This is a genomic window from Gordonia sp. IEGM753 (assembly GCF_050321825.1).
In the GTDB taxonomy this organism is placed as follows: Bacteria; Pseudomonadota; Gammaproteobacteria; order Pseudomonadales; family Pseudomonadaceae; genus Aquipseudomonas.
Genome location: NZ_JBNQGB010000001.1, coordinates 2,684,774 through 2,703,405 on the forward strand (window position 1 = coordinate 2,684,774; position 18,632 = coordinate 2,703,405).

The window sequence follows — 18,632 nt, forward strand, 5'->3', positions numbered from 1 at the left end:
TCCTTTAGCGGCGGATGGAGTTGGGGTGCTCGGAGTCGTCGCGGACCATCAGCATGATGGCGTCGCGTTTTTCCAGAAGGTGATGACGAAGAATGCTGCTCAAGCGTTTGCCGTCTCGCGCCTGCAACGCCTCAATCATCTCTTCGTGATCATGCAGCGCCCTTTCCCACTTCGGCGCCTGCTGGTTGGACAGGAAACGCAACGCCTGAATGCGACGGTTCAACGACAGGTACACCTGGCGCAATGCCGAGTTGCGTGCGGCCAGGTTGATCATGTCGTGAATTGCCCGGTTGCGCTGGTAATAGCCCGGCAAATCATTCTGGTTCTTGCTGACCACCATGGCGTAGTGCAGCGCCTTGATCTCTTCCAGCTCTTGGGGCGTGATGCGCTCACAGGCCAGCTCGCCGGCAAACGCTTCAATGCCACTCATCAGCTCGAACGTCTCGCGAATCTCCAGCTCAGACATGCGCGCAACGCTGGCGCCGCGATTGGGATTGATCTCGATAAGCCCTTCAACCGCCAGCACCTTGAGTGCTTCGCGCAAAGGCGTGCGGGAAATGCCCAGGGTCTCGCAAAGCTCGCGCTCGTTGAGCTTCTTGCCCGGCGCCAGCACCCCTTCAGTAATAAAGCTGCGCAGGTGCTCGACCACCATGTCGTGCAGACGCTGGCGCTCGACCTTAGGCATCAGTCGGGGACTGTCGAGTTCGCCCGACTCTTCAATATTTTGCATTCAAAATCCTCTTTTGCACCGCTCTAGCGCCATGCTTTATACGAAAACAGCTCAACCATTGCCGAATATTAGCGCAATTATTACGTTTGACACAGCAAGATGACGTGCTAACGTATTTTGAATTCAAAATACAAAAACAAGGAGTCACCCCATGCTGAAGCTTGATTTCCATCCCGCCGGCCGTCACTTTCTGCAAATTCCCGGCCCTAGCCCGGTACCGGATCGCATCTTGCGCGCCATGAGTTATCCCACCATTGATCACCGTGGCCCGGAGTTTGGCGAGTTGGGGCTCAAGGTGTTGGATGGCATCAAGAAGATCTTCAAAACCAAACAGCCTGTGGTCATTTACCCAGCGTCCGGTACCGGCGCCTGGGAAGCTGCACTGTGCAATACGCTGAGCACTGGCGATGAAGTGCTGATGTTTGAAACCGGCCACTTCGCCACCCTCTGGCAAAAAATGGCACTCAGCCTGGGGCTCAAGCCGCAGTTCATCGGCCGCCCAGGCATCGAAGGTTGGCGTGGCGGTGTCGATGCCTCGATGATCGAATCCCATCTGCGAGCCGACAGCAGTCATCGCATCAAAGCAGTGTGCGTGGTGCACAACGAAACCAGCACCGGTGTGACCTCCGACATCGCTGCCGTACGCAGGGCCATCGACGCTGCCGGCCACCCGGCGCTGCTGTTGGTAGACACCATTTCCGGCCTCGCCTCTGCCGATTATCGTCATGATGAATGGGGCGTGGACGTCACAGTCTCCGGCTCGCAAAAAGGCCTGATGCTGCCGCCAGGCATCAGCTTCAACGCCCTCTCGCCGAAAGCATTGGAGGCCAGCAAAACCGCCGGCCTGCCGCGCAGTTTCTGGGCGTGGGACGAAATCGTCGAGATGAACAAAACCGGCTACTGGCCGTACACCCCCAATACCAACCTGCTGTACGGATTGTCCGAAGCGCTGGACATGATCCTCGGCGAAGGGCTGGAGAACGTGTTCATTCGCCACAATCGTCTGGCCCATGCCTGCCGCACCGCGGTGAACGCTTGGGGCCTGGAAATCCAGTGCGCGGATCCTTCGGTGTACAGCCCGGTCCTGACCGGTGTGATGACCCCCGAGGGCATCGATGCCGACGCCGTGCGCAAGACCATTTACGAGCGTTTCGACATGTCGCTGGGCACTGGCCTGGGCAAAATGAAAGGCCGCATGTTCCGCATTGGCCACTTGGGCGATTGCAACGATCTGACCCTGATGGCAACACTCACCGGGTGCGAAATGGGCCTGCAAATGGCCGGCGTGAAACTGCAATCCAGTGGCGTACTGGCGGCCATGGATTACCTGGGAGGGCAATCCGTGCCGCTGCGGCGCGAGTGATGTGCAAGGCGCTGCGGCCCATGCCGCAGCGCCACAGAAGCGACTAACTATCCCGAATCATCGCGTTTGTCAGCGAGCACAATAAGAAACTGGAGATAGAACATGAAGTTTTTACGTCTGCGCCCCACCACGGTGGTGCTTTTCATGCTGTGCGCCATGTATTTCATCACCTACCTGGACCGCGTCAATGTCAGTACGGCGGCGGTCGGTTTCGGTAAGGAATTCAACCTCACAAAAACTGAAATTGGCATCGTCTTCTCTGCTTTTGCATACCCCTACCTGGTGTTTCAAATCATCGGCGGCTGGGTCAGCGACCGCTTCGGCGCCAAGCGCACGCTGGTGGTCTGCGGCCTGATCTGGGCCGCCGCCACCGTCCTCACGGGACTCGCTGGCGGTTTCGTCTCGTTGATCATCGCGCGCGTGCTGCTCGGTCTCGGCGAAGGCGCGACCTTCCCGGCTGCAACGGCGGCGATGTCACGCTGGGTGCCCAAGGAAAAACGCGGCTTTGCCCAAGGCATTACTCACGCCTTCGCACGCCTGGGCAATGCCTTGGCGCCGGCCGCGATGATCGCGGTGATGGCGACTTACGGTTGGCGAGAATCGTTCTACGTGTGCGCGGCCATCAGTTTTGCCTGGGTTGCGATCTGGGCGCTGGTGTTCACTGAACTGCCAAAGGACCACCCGCGCATCTCGCAACAAGAGCTGGACACGTTGCCGCCACCCAAGGCGAAAAACAAAGAGCCGTTGGCCTGGGGACGCTTGTTCAAACGCATGGCGCCGGTGACCATCGTTTATTTCTGCTACGGCTGGACGCTTTGGCTGCTGTTGAGCTGGGTGCCGATGTACTTCATGAACATGGGCCTCGACCTGAAGGGCACCGCCATTTTTGCCTCCACGGTGTTTTTCGGTGGCGTCGTTGGCGATACCTTGGGCGGCATCGTCAGTGACCGCATCTACGCCCGCACCAAAGACCTGAACAAGGCACGCAGCCTGATGGTTGCGGTGTGCCTGGGGTTGACGCTGCTGTCGCTGGTGCCACTGATGTTCACCAAGGACATGCACATTTCCCTGGCGTGCCTCGCCATCGGCTTCTTCTTCTCCGAAATGACAATCGGGCCGATGTGGGCCATCCCGATGGACATCGCACCCGACCATTGCGGCACAGCAAGCGGCATGATGAACACCGGTTCGGCCATGGCGGCCATCGTCAGTCCGGTAGCGGCAGGCTTGTTGATCGACAAGTTTGGCAACTGGCAGCTGCCATTCCTGGTCAGCATCATCTTGCTGGCGATTGGCGTGATCCTGTCGTTTCGCATGAAGCCGCAGAATAAATTCGAGTACACCAAACCGACTGTACCGGTGACGCCCGATGCGCAGTCTTCGACTGTCATCGTCAAATAATCTGTACCGAGCCTTCGCCTGAGGGCGCAATGCTATTCACTTAAACAAGTCATGCACGCTGCGGTGAAGGGTTTATCTCCCCTCACCACAGCGTCTTGAACAATGGAGCGACACCTTGAATTCAGCATCCACTTCTTCGCGCCTGGCGCAACTGATCGTCGAAGCGCAACGTACGCGCAGCCCGCTGGGTGAACTCGACAAAGACGTGTACCCAACCGACATGGCGAGTGCGTACCTCACCCAACAAGAGATTTTTCGCTTGCGCGGGGCCAAGCCCGGCGGCTGGAAGATAGGTTCGAAATCCCACACAGGACCGATTCAGGGATCGCCGCTACCCAGCGACTGCCTGTTTGCCTCCGGCAGCGAATTTGATCGTGGCGCTTATCCACCGGTCGGTCTGGAGCTGGAAATTGCCTTTCGCTTCAACCGGGCGTTCAGCCCGAGTGATCAGGACTACAGCGACGAAGAAGTACTGGCCGGTGTCGGCGAAATGGCCTCGACCATTGAAATCGTCTCCAGTCGATTTGCCGATTGGCCGCGGGTCGAACCGCTGACCCAGTTGGCAGATTTGCTTAACCACGGTGCCTTGATAGTGGGCGAATTCGTGCCTTACGACCCACAGTTCAATTTCGCTCAACCCGAGCTTGAATTGACCTTCAATGGCGACAACATCGTGCCGTCGGCGGTGGCTAATCCGGCGGGCGATCCAAGACGCCTGTTGCCCTGGCTGGTGAACCATTACACCCGCCAGGGATTGAGCGTGCCGCAGGGTTTGGTCATCACCACGGGGTCCTTTACCGGCATGTTCTTCGCCGAAGGCCCGGGCCAAATTAACGGGCAAATACAGGGTTTGCCTGCGATCTCCCTGTCGCTGGTTTAACGTCGAACCCAATACCCGGGGCGGCTATAAACCTCCTTGAGGAAGGCGATGAAAAAACGCACCTTGGCCGGTAAGTAGTGCTGCTGCGGGTACACGCCCTGAATGTCATAGCTGGGCAAGGCGAACTCATCGAGCACGGTGGTGAGTTCGCCGCTGAGCAGCTCGCTCTGGATTTCCCAGACCGAGCGCCAGCAAATGCCCAGGCCGCGCTTGGCCCAGTCGAATAACAATTCACCATCGTTGCAATAGAGGTTGCCGGCAACCTTGACCGCTACCGGCCTGCCGTTCTTCTGGAAGGTCCAGCCACGGTGCTGTCCACCTTGCAGGTTGAATGCCAGGCAGTTGTGCCGGGCCAGATCCTCCAGGGTTCGCGGAATGCCATGCGTAGCGAAGTAGCTGGGTGCGCCGCAGACCACGCGACGGTTGGCGGCCAGGGTAATTGCCACGTAATTGGGGTCCATGACTTCGCCAATACGAATGCTCATGTCGTAGCCCTCACGCACCAGGTCGATGACGTTATCGGTCAGGTCGAGCGACACCTTGAGCTCCGGAAATCTGGCCTGAAATTCGGGAGCATGCGGCGCCACGTGGCGTCGCCCAAACCCGGCCGGCGCGGTAATCATCAGATGGCCACGCACCGCACTGCGGTTCTCGCTGATGCTGGCGTCAATCTCGTCAAACGACTGCAGCAACACCTTCGCCTGTTCGAGGTAGGCCTCACCCAGCTCCGTGAGCGTCAGGCCACGGGTTGAGCGATGGATCAGCTTAACCCCAAGACGCTGCTCCAGGGCGGTCAAGCGCCGGCCCATGATCACCGGCGTTACGCCATCAACCAGGGCCGCGGCGGCAAAGCTGCCGCGGGACGCTATGAGTACGTAGCTGCGCAATTCCGTGTAACGGTCCATCCGATACTCCTGATACCGACAGAAACGATAAAACTGGCAATTCACAAAGCAGGCTAGCAAACGGATGCTTGTGATGTACAAAAAATATCGAATCAAGGAGAGTTCCATGCCCCTCATGAAAGCTATCGAAGCGGCCGTTCTGGTGATGCGCCGCGAAGGCATCGACACTGCATTCGGCATTCCCGGCGCGGCGATCAATCCGCTGTACGCCGCGTTGAAAAAACTGGGGGGCATTGATCACGTACTGGCCCGTCACGTGGAAGGCGCCTCGCACATGGCCGAGGGCTACACCCGCGCCGTGGCGGGCAACATTGGGGTGTGCATCGGCACCTCCGGCCCGGCGGGCACCGACATGATCACCGGCCTGTACTCGGCCTCCGCCGATTCGATCCCCATCCTCTGCATCACCGGGCAGGCGCCACGCGCACGCCTGCATAAAGAAGATTTTCAGGCCGTGGACATCGCGAGCATTGCCGCGCCCGTCTGCAAATGGGCGACCACCGTGATGGAGGCCGGCCAGGTGCCCTACGTTTTTCAAAAAGCCTTTCAGATCATGCGTAGCGACCGTCCAGGGCCAGTGCTGATCGACTTGCCGTTCGACGTGCAAATGGCCGAGATCGAGTTCGATATCGACGCTTATGAACCACTGCCGGTGGTCAAGCCCAAGGCCAGTCGCCAACAGGCTGAAAAGGCCATGGCCTTGCTGAATCAGGCAGAGCGCCCGTTGATTGTCGCGGGCGGCGGCATCATCAATGCCGATGCGTCGGCATTACTGGTGGAGTTCGCCGAATTGACCGGCATCCCGGTCATTCCGACGCTGATGGGTTGGGGTTGCATCCCTGATGATCACCCGCAAATGGCGGGTATGGTCGGCCTGCAAACAGCCCACCGCTACGGCAACGCAACGATGCTCGAATCGGACGTGGTAATCGGCATCGGCAACCGCTGGGCCAACCGTCACACCGGTTCCATTCCCGTGTACACCGAAGGTCGGCGCTTCATTCACATCGACATCGAACCGACCCAGATCGGCCGCGTGCTGATGCCGGAACTGGGCATTGTTTCGGATGCTGGCAGTGCCTTGATCATGCTGTTGGAGGTGGCTCGCGAGTGGCACACGGCCGGTCGCCTGAAGAACTTCGGCGCCTGGTTGAGCAGTTGCCAGCAACGCAAAAGCGCCCTGCAACGCAAGACCCACTTCGACAACGTGCCGATCAAGCCGCAACGGGTGTATGAGGAGATGAATCGCTTCTTCGGCCAGGACACGTGCTACATCAGCACCATCGGGCTGTCACAGATCGCCGGTGCGCAGTTCTTGCACGTCTACAAACCAAGGCACTGGATCAATTGTGGCCAGGCCGGGCCGCTTGGCTGGACGATCCCGGCAGCCCTCGGCGTCGTGAAAGCAGATCCACATCGCCAGGTCGTCGCGTTGTCCGGCGACTATGATTTCCAGTTCATGATTGAAGAGCTGGCGGTCGGTGCACAGTTCAAGCTGCCCTACATCCATGTGGTGGTGAACAACGCCTACCTCGGCTTGATCCGTCAGGCGCAACGTGGCTTCGACATGGATTATTGTGTGCAACTGGCGTTCGATAACATCAACGCTTCAGAGCTTGAAGGTTACGGCGTCGACCATGTAGCGGTTGCCGAAGGGCTGGGTTGCAAAGCGCTGCGCGTGACGGACCCGGCGCTGTTGCAAGCTGCCTTCGCCGAAGCCCGCGCACTGATGGCCCAACATAAGGTGCCGGTGGTGGTCGAGGTTATTCTGGAGCGCGTCACCAATATCGCCATGGGCACCGAGATCAACGCAATCAACGAGTTCGAGCCGTTGGCCGAATGCGCCGCCGACGCCCCGACTTCCATCAGCCTCATGGGCTGAGCATCTTTTGTACACGGAGAAAACTAATGACACGTCTTTGCGCCAATCTGTCGATGTTGTTCACCGAACAGCCGTTTCTGCAACGGTTCGCCGCCGCTGCCAACGCCGGTTTTACCGGGGTGGAATACCTGTTTCCGTACGATTTCAGTTCAGCCGACATCAAGGCGCAACTGGAGACGCATGGCCTGACCCAAGTGCTGTTCAACTTGCCTGCCGGTGATTGGGAGAAAGGTGAGCGAGGCATCGCCTGCCATGCCGACCGGGTTGAGGAGTTCAAGGCCGGCGTCGACTTGGCCATCGAATACGCCAAGGTCCTGGGCAATACCCAAGTCAACTGCCTGGCGGGCAAAGCGCCTGAAGGCGTGGAGGCGGCACATGTGCGACAAACATTCATCGACAACCTCAAGTACGCCAGCGCAAAGCTTGAAGCGGCGGGCATTCGTCTGGTGATGGAGATGATCAACACCCGTGACATCCCAGGTTTCTACCTGAACACCACGGCTCAGGCGCTGGAGATTCGCCAGCAGGTCGGCAGTGCCAATCTGTTCCTGCAATACGACATCTACCACATGCAAATCATGGAGGGTGATCTGGCGCGCACGCTGGAGGCTCAACTGGCCGTTATCAACCACGTGCAACTGGCGGACAACCCAGGCCGTCATGAACCAGGAACGGGCGAGATCAACTACCGCTTTCTGTTCGAGCACCTCAACCGCATCGGCTACAACGGCTGGATTGGCTGCGAATACAAGCCGCTGACCACCACCGAAGCTGGCCTGGGCTGGCTGAACACCCACAACGTTATTTGAACAAAGAGGCATTCAGCATGGCGACTATCGGATTTATCGGCACCGGCATCATGGGCTTGCCAATGGCCCTCAACCTGATCAAGGCCGGCCACCAGCTGTTCTTGTCAAACCATCACAGCACGCCTCCCAAAGCCCTCACCGACGCTGGTGCCGAAGTGTTGAGCTGCCCACGGGAAATCGCGCAGCAAGCAGAGTTCATCATCGTCATGGTGCCGGACACTCCATTTGTAGAAGCAGTATTGTTTGGCGAAAACGGCGTCGCCGAAGGCGCCGGTCCAGATAAGGTGGTGATCGACATGAGCTCGATTTCACCTTCGGCAACGAAAGCGTTTGCCAAGAAAATCGTTGCCACCGGCGCGCGTTATCTGGATGCGCCGGTATCGGGCGGCGAAGTCGGCGCCAAAGCCGGCACGCTGAGCATCATGGTCGGCGGCGATCAGCCAGTGTTCGATCGCGCCCTGCCATTGCTGCAGAACATGGGCAAGAACATCACGCTGGTCGGTGGCAACGGCGATGGCCAGACCGCGAAAGTGGCCAACCAGATAATTGTCGCGCTGAACATTCAAGCGGTGGGTGAAGCCTTGCTGTTTGCCGCCAGGAACGGGGCCGACCCGGCCAAGGTGCGCGAAGCATTGATGGGTGGATTTGCCTCATCGAAGATTCTCGAAGTGCACGGTGAACGCATGATCAAAGGCACATTCGACCCGGGTTTCCGCATCAGCCTGCACCAGAAAGACCTGAACCTCGCCCTGGAAGGTGCTCGCGAGCTGAACCTCAACCTGCCCAACACCGCTAACGCGCAACAGGTATTCAGCACCTGCGCCGCATTGGGAGGCAGCCAGTGGGACCACTCGGCCCTGATCAAAGGCCTGGAACACATGGCCAGTTTTTCCATCCGTGATTCCAAGGCCTGAGTTCTAACAGCCAAAAAAAGCCTCGCCAGTCTTGCTCAAGACTGATCAGCCAAGACGAAATACCGCTCCCCGTGGCAAGGGAGCTTGCTATAAACCAGCCGCCAGAAGTGCTGCCAGATAGACGCCCGCAAGCCAAACCCGTGGCGAGGGAGCTTGCTCCCGCTGGGCTGCGCAGCAGCCCCATTTCTGGTGCCGCTTCCGACCCATCGGGGATAAATCCCCTCACCACAATGTGCGGTATACCTCCTTAACCAGCGTTCACTTCGGACGCCTCAAGTATTGGCGATAAACCGACTGCCAAAAGTGCTGCTCAATAGACGCCCGAAAGCCAAACCCGTGGTGAGGGGATTTAGCGAAACGTCGCACTGCCCCGATGGATTGCGTAGCACCCCCATTTCTGGGGCCGCTTCGCGACCCAACGGGAGCAAGCTCCCTCGCCACAGATTTTTCGTTGCTCTTAACTCGTCAACATAGCGCCAAACTTGCGGTGTTTTTCACTCCGAACGCCGCACGTATTGGCGATAAACCGGCTACCAAAAGTGCTGCTAGATAGACGCCCGCAAGCCAAACCCGTGGCGAGGGGATTTATCCCCGATGGGCTGCGAAGCAGCCCCTCTTTCAGGACCGCTGCGCGACACCAATGTGTCACGAGGGGATTTAGCGAAACGTCGCACTGCCCCGATGGATTGCGCAGCAGCCCCATTTCTGGGGCCGCTTCGCGACCCAACGGGGATAAATCCCCTCACCACAATGTGTAGGACATCCCCTTAACCACCGTCCACTCCGGACACCTCACGTATTGGCGATAAACCGGTGGTGTTTTTTGCCCGGAGGTTCACTCCGAACGCCGCACGTATTGGCGATAAACCGGCTGCCAGAAGTGCAGCTCGATAGAGGCTCGCAATGCGTCCTCAGCCATAGGAGCGGCAACCCCATCGTGCTGGGCCGCCATGCCAACCGCAAAAGCGATGCGCTTGCTGACTGCTTGCACTTCACGCAGCGGCGGCAACATCTGCCCTGCCCCGGCGCTCTCGGCCAGTGCCTTGGCCGAGGCCATGAGCATGCCATCGGTAATGCGGGTTGCCTTGCTTGCAATCGCGCCCAGGCCAATACCGGGGAAGATATAAGAGTTGTTGCATTGGGCGATGGGAAAGGTTTTGCCCAACAGTTCAATCGGCAAAAACGGACTGCCGGTTGCTACCAGAGCCTGCCCGTCAGTCCACTGCAAAATGTCCTTGGGATGAGCTTCAATCTGCGATGTCGGGTTGGACAACGGCATGATGATCGGTTGAGCACAGTGAGCATGCATGGTCTGAATGATCTGTTGGGTAAACAGACCGGCCTTGCCCGACACACCAATCAATACAGTAGGTTTGGCATTGCTCACAACCTCGTGCAGCGACGGCCAGTCACCGCCGAAATCCCATTGCGCCAGCGACTCGCTGGTGTGCGACAGACGCTGCTGGAAGTCGTAGAGACCAGGCTGACGATCCGTCAGCAAGCCTTTGCTGTTGAGCAGGTACACCCGGCTTCGCGCCTGGGCTTCAGTCAAGCCTTCCAGCTGCATGGCGGCAATGATTTGCTCGGCGATACCACAACCCGCGGAGCCTGCGCCGACGAACGCAACGGTCTGTTCCGAAAGGCGCTGCCCTTTGACCTTGCAGGCCGCCAGCAACGTGCCGACAGTCACGGCGGCAGTGCCCTGGATGTCATCGTTGAAGCAGCACAGCTGATCGCGATAACGCGCCAGCAGCGGCATGGCATTGGTCAGGGCAAAGTCTTCAAACTGCAGAATCGCTTCCGGCCAGCGGCGCTGTATACCCTCGACGAATGCTTGCAGGAACGCATCATATTCGGCCCCGCGAATGCGCTCTTCACGGCGACCGAAGTACAACGGGTCTGCCAGCAACGCTGGATTATTAGTGCCCACGTCCAGTACCACCGGCAGCGTGTAAGCCGGGCTGATGCCACCGCACGCCGTGTACAGCGACAGCTTGCCGATGGGAATGCCCATGCCGCCGACGCCTTGGTCACCGAGCCCGAGGATGCGCTCGCAATCGCTGACAACGATGACTTTCACGTTGTCCTTGGTGACATTGTTGAGAATCTGATCGATGCGATCCTGGTCGCCAATGCTGATGAACAGACCACGATGGCTGCGGTAGATTCGCGAAAACTCCTGGCAAACCTTGCCCACGGTAGGCGTGTAAATGATTGGCAGCATTTCATCGAGATGGTCATCGACCACCCGATAAAACAAGGTTTCGTTGGAGTCTTGAATGGAACGCAACAGAATGTGCTTGTCCAGATCAGTGCCGCAGGCCTGGTACTGCTGATAGGCGCGCTGTGCCTGCTGGTCGATGGTTTCAACTTGCTGCGGTAACAGCCCGCGCAAATGCAAGGCATCACGTTCCTGCAAACTGAAAGCGGTGCCCTTGTTCAGCAGCGGCGTGCCCAATAAAGTAGGACCTGCGAAAGGCACTTCTACGGGGCGTTGAAGAGGATTACTCATGTTCATCTCCTGTGCTTTTGTATTTTGAATTCAATATACACTTAAGTGCACGCTTGAACACCACTCACAAACAACCTCATGAAACGATCCCCTTCACCGGACTTTGATGCAAACAGTTTCATCATCACCCGGGATGAAACCGCTCCCGGCCGATGCTTGGCGCGCCACAAAACCGCCATCCACAGAAATCGACTGGCCGGTTACCGATCCGCCAGCACCCCATCAAAAAACGAGCTGACAAGTCGACTGGAACGGCGCTCCGCCAGGCAATAAAGATAGGTTTCGGTGTACAGCGAATCGTCTTCGATTCGGATCGTGCAAAGACGAGGATCAGCGATGAACTCGGCTTCGGACACCACACCCAATCCAATCCCGCGCACCACCGCTTCACGCAGTGCTTCACGCAGTGCTTCACGGCTGCCTATTTCCATGGCGATGCGCGGCACGACCCCCGCCGCGCTCAAGGCTTGCTCCAACACCAGGCGAGTGGTTGAGCCGGGTTCTCGTTGCAACAACCGCTGGCCCTCCAGTTCTTCAAGTCGCACGCAATCGCGTCCTGCGAAAGGATGCTGATGATGGGCAAACAGGATGATGGCGTGACGCGCGTAATGCACGGCACACAGTCCCGGATCGTCGTGCCTGCCCGCAAGTACCGCAATATCGGTGACGTAACTTTCGAGGTCGGCGAGAACCTGCGCCGAGTTGCCGACCCGTATCGAAACGTCGATGCGCGGATGACGCTGAAGGTAGTTGTCGACCATCTCTATCACATGAAAAGGCCCTACGGCGCCAATCTTCAGTTGGCCACTGTCAAGCTGACCCGAATCGCGCAACAGGTTATGCGCGTCCAGATCGAGCGCTGCCATCGCCTGGGCGATGGGCAGTAACTGCCGACCGACGTCGGATAACTCGATACGCCGCCCGCGACGATGAAACAGCTCCAGATTGTACTGGCGCTCCATGCTTTGCACCTGGGTCGTCAGCGTTGGCTGGCTGAGCCCCAGCGCCCTCGCCCCGGCACTGAAACTGCCGTGACGGGCCACGGCAAGAAAGGCACGCATCCTGGCGGTCGACATCCATAGACTCCATCAATAGTTAGCTGCAAAAACCCATATTGAATTGATCGTATGACTGTCACGTGACATTTCTAGCCTGAGGCAACTTCAACCAACCTCCTGGATTGCCATGAATAATTTCTCCAGATTCTTGCGTGTCGCCGCTATTGCCTGCCTCTCGATAAGCGCCGCCTGCCAAGCCGCGGCAAACGACACACTAAGAATTGGTCTGATCCCCTCCGAAGACTCTCAGGCAATGATCGAGTCCAGCAAGCAGGTGCTGAGCAGCCTTGAAAGCAAACTGGGCATGCCGGTCGAACCCTTTGTCGCGACCGACTACAACGGCATCATCGAAGCACTGCGCGCCGGCAAACTGGACGTGGCTTACCTCGGCCCTTTTTCCTATGTCTTAGCCACCTCGGTTGCCGATGTTGAAGCCTTCGCTGTTGCCGTCACCAAAAAAACCGGCCAAAGCGCCTACAAGAGCCTGATTATTGCGCGCAAGGACAGCGGCATTGCTCAATTGTCCGACCTCAAGGGCCGTACCTTCGCGTTTGTCGACCCAAGCTCCGCCTCTGGTCATCTGTTCCCTAAAGCAGGGTTGGAGCAGGCAGGATTCGATCCGGCAAACCTGTTTTCACGGGTGATTTTCTCCGGGTCCCACGACGCCAGTATTCTCGCGGTGGCAAACCAGAAAGTTGATGCCGCTGCGGTAGCCGACCGTATTCTTGCAAACGCCGTAGCCAGGGGACTGGTGAAGCCAGATGACTTCCAGGTGGTGTGGAGCTCTCGCCCGATACCGGAATCGCCGATGGTCTGGCGCAAAAACCTCGACCCGCAATTGAAGCAAAAAGTCGCAGCCGCCCTGGCATCGATCAAGGATGTGCCGTGGGGTGACCAAGGCCAGCTCGATGGCTTCCAACCCACCACCGACGCGGCTTACGACGTGGTCCGCGACACCGCCAAGGTGCTCGATCTCGATCTGCGGAGGCTGAAATGATCAGCATCCGCCAGTTGACCAAGCATTACGGTGACAACCCGGTATTGCGCGGCATCGACCTTGACGTTTGTGCAGGAGAGTTTGTGGTGGTGCTGGGCCAGTCCGGCGCCGGTAAATCCACCTTGCTGCGGTGTATCAATCGACTAGTGCAGGCCGATTCCGGGACCCTGAGCGTGGCGGGAATTGACGCCATTGCCTGCCGCGATACCAGCCTGCTGCGGCGTCAGGCCGCCATGATTTTCCAACACCACAACGTCGTGCCACGCCTCAGCGTTTTGAAAAATGTGCTCACCGGTCGCCTGGGCGCGGTGCCAACGCTGACCTCAATCTTGCAGTTGTTTCGTCGTGAAGATGTCGCGCTGGCCATGCAGTGCCTGGAACGCGTAGAGCTGGCTCATAAAGCAGGCGAGCGCACCGACTCGTTGTCTGGCGGGCAGATGCAACGCGTCGGCATTGCCCGTGCCCTGGCGCAACGTCCCCAAGTGATATTGGCGGACGAACCGGTGGCCAGTCTCGACCCCAAGACTGCGCGCCTGGTGCTGCAATACCTGCGCGACGCCACACGAGAGCTGGGCATCACCGTGCTGTGCAACCTGCATCAGGTGGATTACGCCCGCGAATTTGGTGATCGCATTGTCGGCCTCGCCCACGGCAGGCTGGTGTACGACGGTGACGCGTCAAACATGACCGACGCCGATTTGCAGCGCATCTATCCGGGCCAGGCAGCGGAGTTGCAAAGCGCTTCAGCGACACCGCCGAAACCGATCGTCCACGCCGCGCAACAGAGGGTTGGAGCATGAAACAGCAAAGTTTTGCATGGACGGTGGATTTGCCTCGTGGAAGCCGTGGCTGGCTGACCACCGGTGCGATTGTGTTGGTAGTGATTTTCACACTGCACTGGAGCGCCAAAGGCGCGCAACTCAGCGTGGGTGAACTGGCGGCCGGTTTGCCACAAATCGGCGACTTTCTATCGCGCACGGTGCCACCCGATCTGAGCATCCTTCCTCGACTGCTGGCGCCCGCCGTCGAAACGCTGCAAATCGCACTCTGGGGCACATTGCTCGGGGTACTAATGGCCGTGCCGCTGTCATTTCTCGCCGCACGTAACCTCAGCCGAAATCGGCTGGTTTTTCACGCCACACGCCAATTTCTCAACTTCACCCGCAGCATCAACGAACTGATCCTGGCGCTGATCTTCGTCTCGGCGGTAGGCCTGGGGCCGTTTCCCGGCGTATTGGCGCTGGCGCTGCATGGCTTGGGCATGCTCGGAAAATTCTTTGCCGAGAGCATCGAGGAAATTGACCAAGGTCCGATCGAGGCGTTGCAGGCAACCGGTGCGCGGCCGTTGCAGGTGATCGTATTCGGGGTGTTGCCACAAGTCATCACGGCGTGGATTGCAGTGGTGCTGTACCGCTTTGAAGTCAATCTGCGCTCAGCCACGGTGCTTGGGATGGTGGGTGCTGGCGGACTCGGGTTTGAGTTGGTGAGCAGCCTCAAACTGTTCAAATATCAGGAAACCGCCACCTGCATCATTGTCATCACATTCATGGTGATCGTTGCCGATTTAGTGTCCGGCAGGTTGCGCAACGCCATCCAGCGCGGCGCGCATCAATAAAAAATACCGTTGCCGTTCATGCTGCTGCGGATTTGGTATCGGTTCAGCCGATTAAAGCCTGCGAATTAACGATTTGAGCTGTTGTTGCACGGCGCCGAGTATGGGGCCACTTCCAACAACAAAAACAAGGGATCCACCATGCCTGCCCGATTTCACAATCCAGTTGATACCCGCTTCGGCTGGGGTAGCCTGCTTGAGCTTGCCTCTATCACCGAGCATCAAAAAGTTGCCCTTGTCACGTTTCCCGAAGCGCGAGGCCTTGGCTTGGTTGATCGCATTCAAGACTTGCTGGGCGAGCGCTTGGTGTACATCGTCGAGGATGTGCAACCCAACCCCGACGTGGCCCAATTGCGCGACACTTACGAGCGCTTTTGGCAGGAAGCGAGCGATTGTCACACCGTCATCGCGGTCGGCGGAGGCAGCGCAATCGATACCGCCAAAGCGTTGATCGTCGGCACGCAATCCGGTCGCTTCGACGAATTGCTCGCATTGCTGGCAACCGGTAAACCGTTCGTCCCGGCACGCAGCAAGCTACTGATTGCCGCCCCGACCACGGCGGGCACTGGCAGTGAAGTCACGCCTTGGGCGACCATCTGGGACTCTGCCAGCCACAAGAAATACTCGCTGCACCTGGACAGTACCTGGCCGACCGTGGCGATTATCGATCCACAATTGATGCTGACAGTGCCGGCCGGCGTGACTGTTTCCACGGGGCTGGATGCCTTGTCGCATGCGCTGGAATCGATCTGGAACATCAATGCCAACCCGGTTTCAGACACCTTCGCCATCTCCGCCATCGAAGACATCCTGGAATGCCTGCCGCTGCTGCGCCGTGACCTGTCCAGCAAGGAACTGCGCTCGCGCATGGCACTGGCTGCACTCAAGGCCGGGCTGGCGTTCTCCAATACCAAAACCGCACTCGCCCACTCCATCTCCTACGAGATGACGCTGCGCTATGGCTTGCCACACGGTATCGCCTGCTCCTTTACCTTGCCACTGGTACTCGGCCTGGCCTGGGGTCACGACGAAGCACGTGACCGAACCCTGCAGCGGGTTTTCGGCAGCGACCTGCAAAAGGCGCAGGATCAGTTACGCGAATTCCTGCATAGCCTGGACGTGAAAACCGAGTTCACTGACTACGGCGTCACGGCACAGGAAGCCGAACAGATGATCAATTTCGCGATGCAAGGCGCACGAGGCAAGAACTTCATCGGTTCTCAAGCCGCTTAGTTATTTCATCACTCAAGCACTGCCAGCGACGTGACGCGCCGCGACGATTTCCTGCTGCCCTCCGAAGCATTCGGCGGGAACAAACAATAAGAAGGAAAAGATCATGAATCGTGCCCAAACCATGCCTGATATAGCAATACGCACCTCATCATTTCGGGTTGCCCAGTGGCGGATGCTGCTGGCGGCCATGTTCTGTTATTTGTTTTTCTACACCGGCCGGCAGACATTCGGTTTTGCCATCCCGGGCATCCAGGCCGAGTTCGGTTTTACCAAGGAACACCTTGGATGGGCCTCGGCCGCCATGCTCTGGGCCTATGCCATTGGCCAAGCCATCAACGGCAACCTCGCCGACAAATTCGGCGGCCGGCGCATCATGACCCTGGGTGCCGTACTGTCCTGTGGCGCCAACTGGGCGACCAGTTTCGCCGGTAATTTTGCAGCGCTGATTTTGCCGTGGGGCATCAACGGGTATTTCCAGGCATTGGGTTGGGCGCCGGGCAGCCGACTGATCTCCAATTGGTGGAGTGCCGGCGAGCGCGGCAAGGTATACGGCTTCTACGTATTCGCCGCCGGTTGCGCCTCGATTCTCTCCTACGTGACCTCAATAGTGGTGCTGGAGGTGATGCACCTGGAATGGCGCTGGATCTTCCGCCTGCCAGTCTTGCTGATGCTGGCAGGTGGCATCATTTTCTATCTGGTGGCACGTGAGCGCCCACAAGACATGGGGTTTGAGCCACTGGCCGATACCGGCGTCGCCAACGCCGAAGACAAAAATCATGAAGTGGCACACGGCGAAGTGGAAACTTCAGCGCAACGCTATAAAGCCGTGTTGAAAAACGCTCGCCTGATCATCGCCGCCGTCTCCCTGGGCTTCCAGAACGCTGCCCGCTACGGTTTGATCGTCTGGGTGCCGGTGCACTTTCTGGGCGCCAACTGGAAAAGCGGCGACAGCATGATCGATCCTAAATGGATCACCGTCGCGCTGCCGGTCGGCATGGCCATTGGCGCGCTCAGCAATGGCTGGATATCAGACAAACTGTTCGGCTCCAAACGCTACCTGGCGATCATGCTTTACATGGTCCTCGGTGCCGCCACCAGCCTGTGGATGTGGACCCTCGCACCGCACAGCGCAACCGGCCTAGTGGCGTTGTTCCTCTGCGGTTTCTTCGTGTATGGCCCGGCATCGAGCTTCTGGGCGCTGTGCCCGGACCTGGTCGGTGCCAAGCGCGCGGGCACCGCAACCGGTGTGATGAACTTCTCGTCCTACTTGTTCGCCGGACTGGCGGAGCCACTGATCGGCGGTATGCTCGACAGTACCGGCAATACCTCTCTGATCTTCATCGTGGTGACCGCAGCGTGCCTGTGCAGTGCGGTAGTTGCGCTGTTCATCAGGCGTTGATGGCTCAGGAACAGGACTTTTTATGTACCAGTACCACAAGTGGCTACGTTCGTTTCATGCGGTAGCGAAGACCGGCAGTTTCACCCTCGCCGCTGAGTACCTGAGCGTTGGCCAGCCGACCGTCAGCGAACAGGTCAATGCGCTGGAGAAAACGTTCTCGGTGGAGCTGTTCCATCGCCGTGGCCGCTTTATCGAGATGAGTTCGGCGGGGCACAAACTGTATGCGATCACCCAGGGCCTCTTCGGCCAGGAGGATGAAGCCGTGCAATTGCTGCAAAGTTTCAAGCAACGCAAAACAGGCATGTTGCGCCTGGGTGCCGTGTCTCCACCCATTGCAATGAACCTGACTTATGAGTTGATGCAGCGTCATCCGGACATAGAACTGGAAACGTCATTCTCTCCGGAAAAAGAGACGCTGGGCCGCCTGTTCAATTTTGATATCGACGTGGCGATTCTTGCGCTTTCAGAGTTTGACCAGCGCTTTGATACCCAGCTCTACCGGCGTTATCCAATTATCGCCGTGGTGCGCGACGACCACCCTTGGGCCCGTCAGAAAGAGGTTCACGTCGAGCAGATCAGCAGCGAAAAATGGGTACTTCGTGAAAAAAGCTCACGCACCCGTCAGTTAGTGGAAGAAAGCTGCAAGCGCCTCGGTGTGTCGCTCAATTGCGTCATGCAATTGAACAGCCGCGAAGCCATCGTGCACGCCATCGCCAAAGGCATCGGCATTGGTTTTGTGTCAGCCGTCGAGTACGCCGAAACACCAGGCACCACGCCGATTACCTTTGTTAATCACCCATTTTCCATCGACTACCACCTGTGTTGCCTGGGCATTCGCAGGAACCGGCCGATGATCGCGGAGTTGTTCGACTCAAGCCCAACGCCTGCGAACTGACCCAATAACGTGTTTCACCCCTCAAATGCCTTCTTCTCACCG

Annotated in this window: 16 protein-coding genes; 12 read left to right on the forward strand and 4 right to left on the reverse strand. The window is 58.3% G+C overall.

The features are described 5' to 3' along the window. Positions 1 to 4: 4 nt before the first annotated feature. Positions 5 to 730, reverse strand: a complete 726-nt coding sequence (locus ACQR3R_RS11985; protein WP_428272393.1) for an FCD domain-containing protein — start codon at positions 728 to 730, stop codon at positions 5 to 7. Between the two features lie 151 nt (positions 731 to 881). Here ACQR3R_RS11985 and ACQR3R_RS11990 point away from each other — a divergent pair, with 151 nt between their 5' ends. From ACQR3R_RS11990 to ACQR3R_RS12000, 3 genes are all read left to right on the forward strand, one after another. Continuing rightward, positions 882 to 2,093 carry an aminotransferase class V-fold PLP-dependent enzyme gene (locus ACQR3R_RS11990; RefSeq protein ID WP_428272394.1) on the forward strand — a complete coding sequence of 404 codons (1,212 nt, stop codon included), beginning with the start codon at positions 882 to 884 and terminating at the stop codon, positions 2,091 to 2,093. A gap of 102 nt (positions 2,094 to 2,195) precedes the next feature. Further along, positions 2,196 to 3,494, forward strand: coding sequence for an MFS transporter (locus ACQR3R_RS11995; protein ID WP_428272395.1), 1,299 nt, complete (start codon positions 2,196 to 2,198; stop codon positions 3,492 to 3,494). A 115-nt stretch (positions 3,495 to 3,609) separates the two neighbouring features. Continuing rightward, positions 3,610 to 4,374 carry a 2-keto-4-pentenoate hydratase gene (locus ACQR3R_RS12000; RefSeq protein WP_428272396.1) on the forward strand — a complete coding sequence of 255 codons (765 nt, stop codon included), beginning with the start codon at positions 3,610 to 3,612 and terminating at the stop codon, positions 4,372 to 4,374. Here the strand turns inward: ACQR3R_RS12000 and ACQR3R_RS12005 are convergent. Continuing rightward, a complete protein-coding gene (locus ACQR3R_RS12005) occupies positions 4,371 to 5,279 on the reverse strand; it encodes a LysR substrate-binding domain-containing protein (protein ID WP_428272397.1) in 909 nt (302 codons plus the stop codon). The two genes, ACQR3R_RS12000 and ACQR3R_RS12005, sit on opposite strands and share 4 nt — an antisense overlap. Positions 5,280 to 5,385: 106 nt before the next feature. Between ACQR3R_RS12005 and gcl the strand changes: the two genes are divergently transcribed. Genes gcl through ACQR3R_RS12020 form a run of 3 tightly spaced genes read left to right on the forward strand, consistent with a single transcriptional unit; the run spans position 5,386 to position 8,884 of the window. Then, a complete protein-coding gene (gcl, locus tag ACQR3R_RS12010) occupies positions 5,386 to 7,161 on the forward strand; it encodes a glyoxylate carboligase (RefSeq protein ID WP_428272398.1) in 1,776 nt (591 codons plus the stop codon). Between the two features lie 26 nt (positions 7,162 to 7,187). Further along, on the forward strand, positions 7,188 to 7,970 hold the full coding sequence (hyi, locus tag ACQR3R_RS12015) for a hydroxypyruvate isomerase (RefSeq protein WP_428272400.1): 783 nt from the start codon (positions 7,188 to 7,190) through the stop codon (positions 7,968 to 7,970). Positions 7,971 to 7,987: 17 nt separating this feature from the next. Beyond that, positions 7,988 to 8,884, forward strand: coding sequence for a 2-hydroxy-3-oxopropionate reductase (locus ACQR3R_RS12020; protein WP_428272401.1), 897 nt, complete (start codon positions 7,988 to 7,990; stop codon positions 8,882 to 8,884). 835 nt (positions 8,885 to 9,719) lie between these two features. Here ACQR3R_RS12020 and ACQR3R_RS12025 read toward each other — a convergent pair. Next, complete coding sequence (locus tag ACQR3R_RS12025) at positions 9,720 to 11,396, reverse strand: oxaloacetate-decarboxylating malate dehydrogenase (protein ID WP_428272402.1); 1,677 nt, start codon at positions 11,394 to 11,396, stop codon at positions 9,720 to 9,722. Between the two features lie 200 nt (positions 11,397 to 11,596). Further along, entirely contained in the window at positions 11,597 to 12,472 is an 876-nt protein-coding gene (locus ACQR3R_RS12030; protein WP_428272404.1) for a LysR substrate-binding domain-containing protein, read from the reverse strand. A gap of 109 nt (positions 12,473 to 12,581) precedes the next feature. Between ACQR3R_RS12030 and phnD the strand changes: the two genes are divergently transcribed. From phnD to ACQR3R_RS12060, 6 genes are all read left to right on the forward strand, one after another. Beyond that, a complete protein-coding gene (gene phnD / locus ACQR3R_RS12035) occupies positions 12,582 to 13,451 on the forward strand; it encodes a phosphonate ABC transporter substrate-binding protein (RefSeq protein WP_428272405.1) in 870 nt (289 codons plus the stop codon). Continuing rightward, positions 13,448 to 14,251, forward strand: a complete 804-nt coding sequence (gene phnC, locus ACQR3R_RS12040; RefSeq protein ID WP_428272406.1) for a phosphonate ABC transporter ATP-binding protein — start codon at positions 13,448 to 13,450, stop codon at positions 14,249 to 14,251. Before phnD ends, phnC begins: the two co-directional genes overlap by 4 nt. After that, entirely contained in the window at positions 14,248 to 15,066 is an 819-nt protein-coding gene (gene phnE, locus ACQR3R_RS12045; protein WP_428272407.1) for a phosphonate ABC transporter, permease protein PhnE, read from the forward strand. Before phnC ends, phnE begins: the two co-directional genes overlap by 4 nt. A 138-nt stretch (positions 15,067 to 15,204) precedes the next feature. Further along, positions 15,205 to 16,296 (forward strand): iron-containing alcohol dehydrogenase PsrA, encoded by a 1,092-nt coding sequence (gene psrA, locus ACQR3R_RS12050; RefSeq protein ID WP_428272408.1) that lies wholly within the window; start codon positions 15,205 to 15,207, stop codon positions 16,294 to 16,296. 103 nt (positions 16,297 to 16,399) lie between these two features. Further along, a complete protein-coding gene (locus tag ACQR3R_RS12055; protein ID WP_428272409.1) occupies positions 16,400 to 17,695 on the forward strand; it encodes an MFS transporter in 1,296 nt (431 codons plus the stop codon). 22 nt (positions 17,696 to 17,717) lie between these two features. Then, positions 17,718 to 18,590, forward strand: a complete 873-nt coding sequence (locus ACQR3R_RS12060) for a LysR substrate-binding domain-containing protein (protein ID WP_428272410.1) — start codon at positions 17,718 to 17,720, stop codon at positions 18,588 to 18,590. Positions 18,591 to 18,632: the final 42 nt, after the last annotated feature.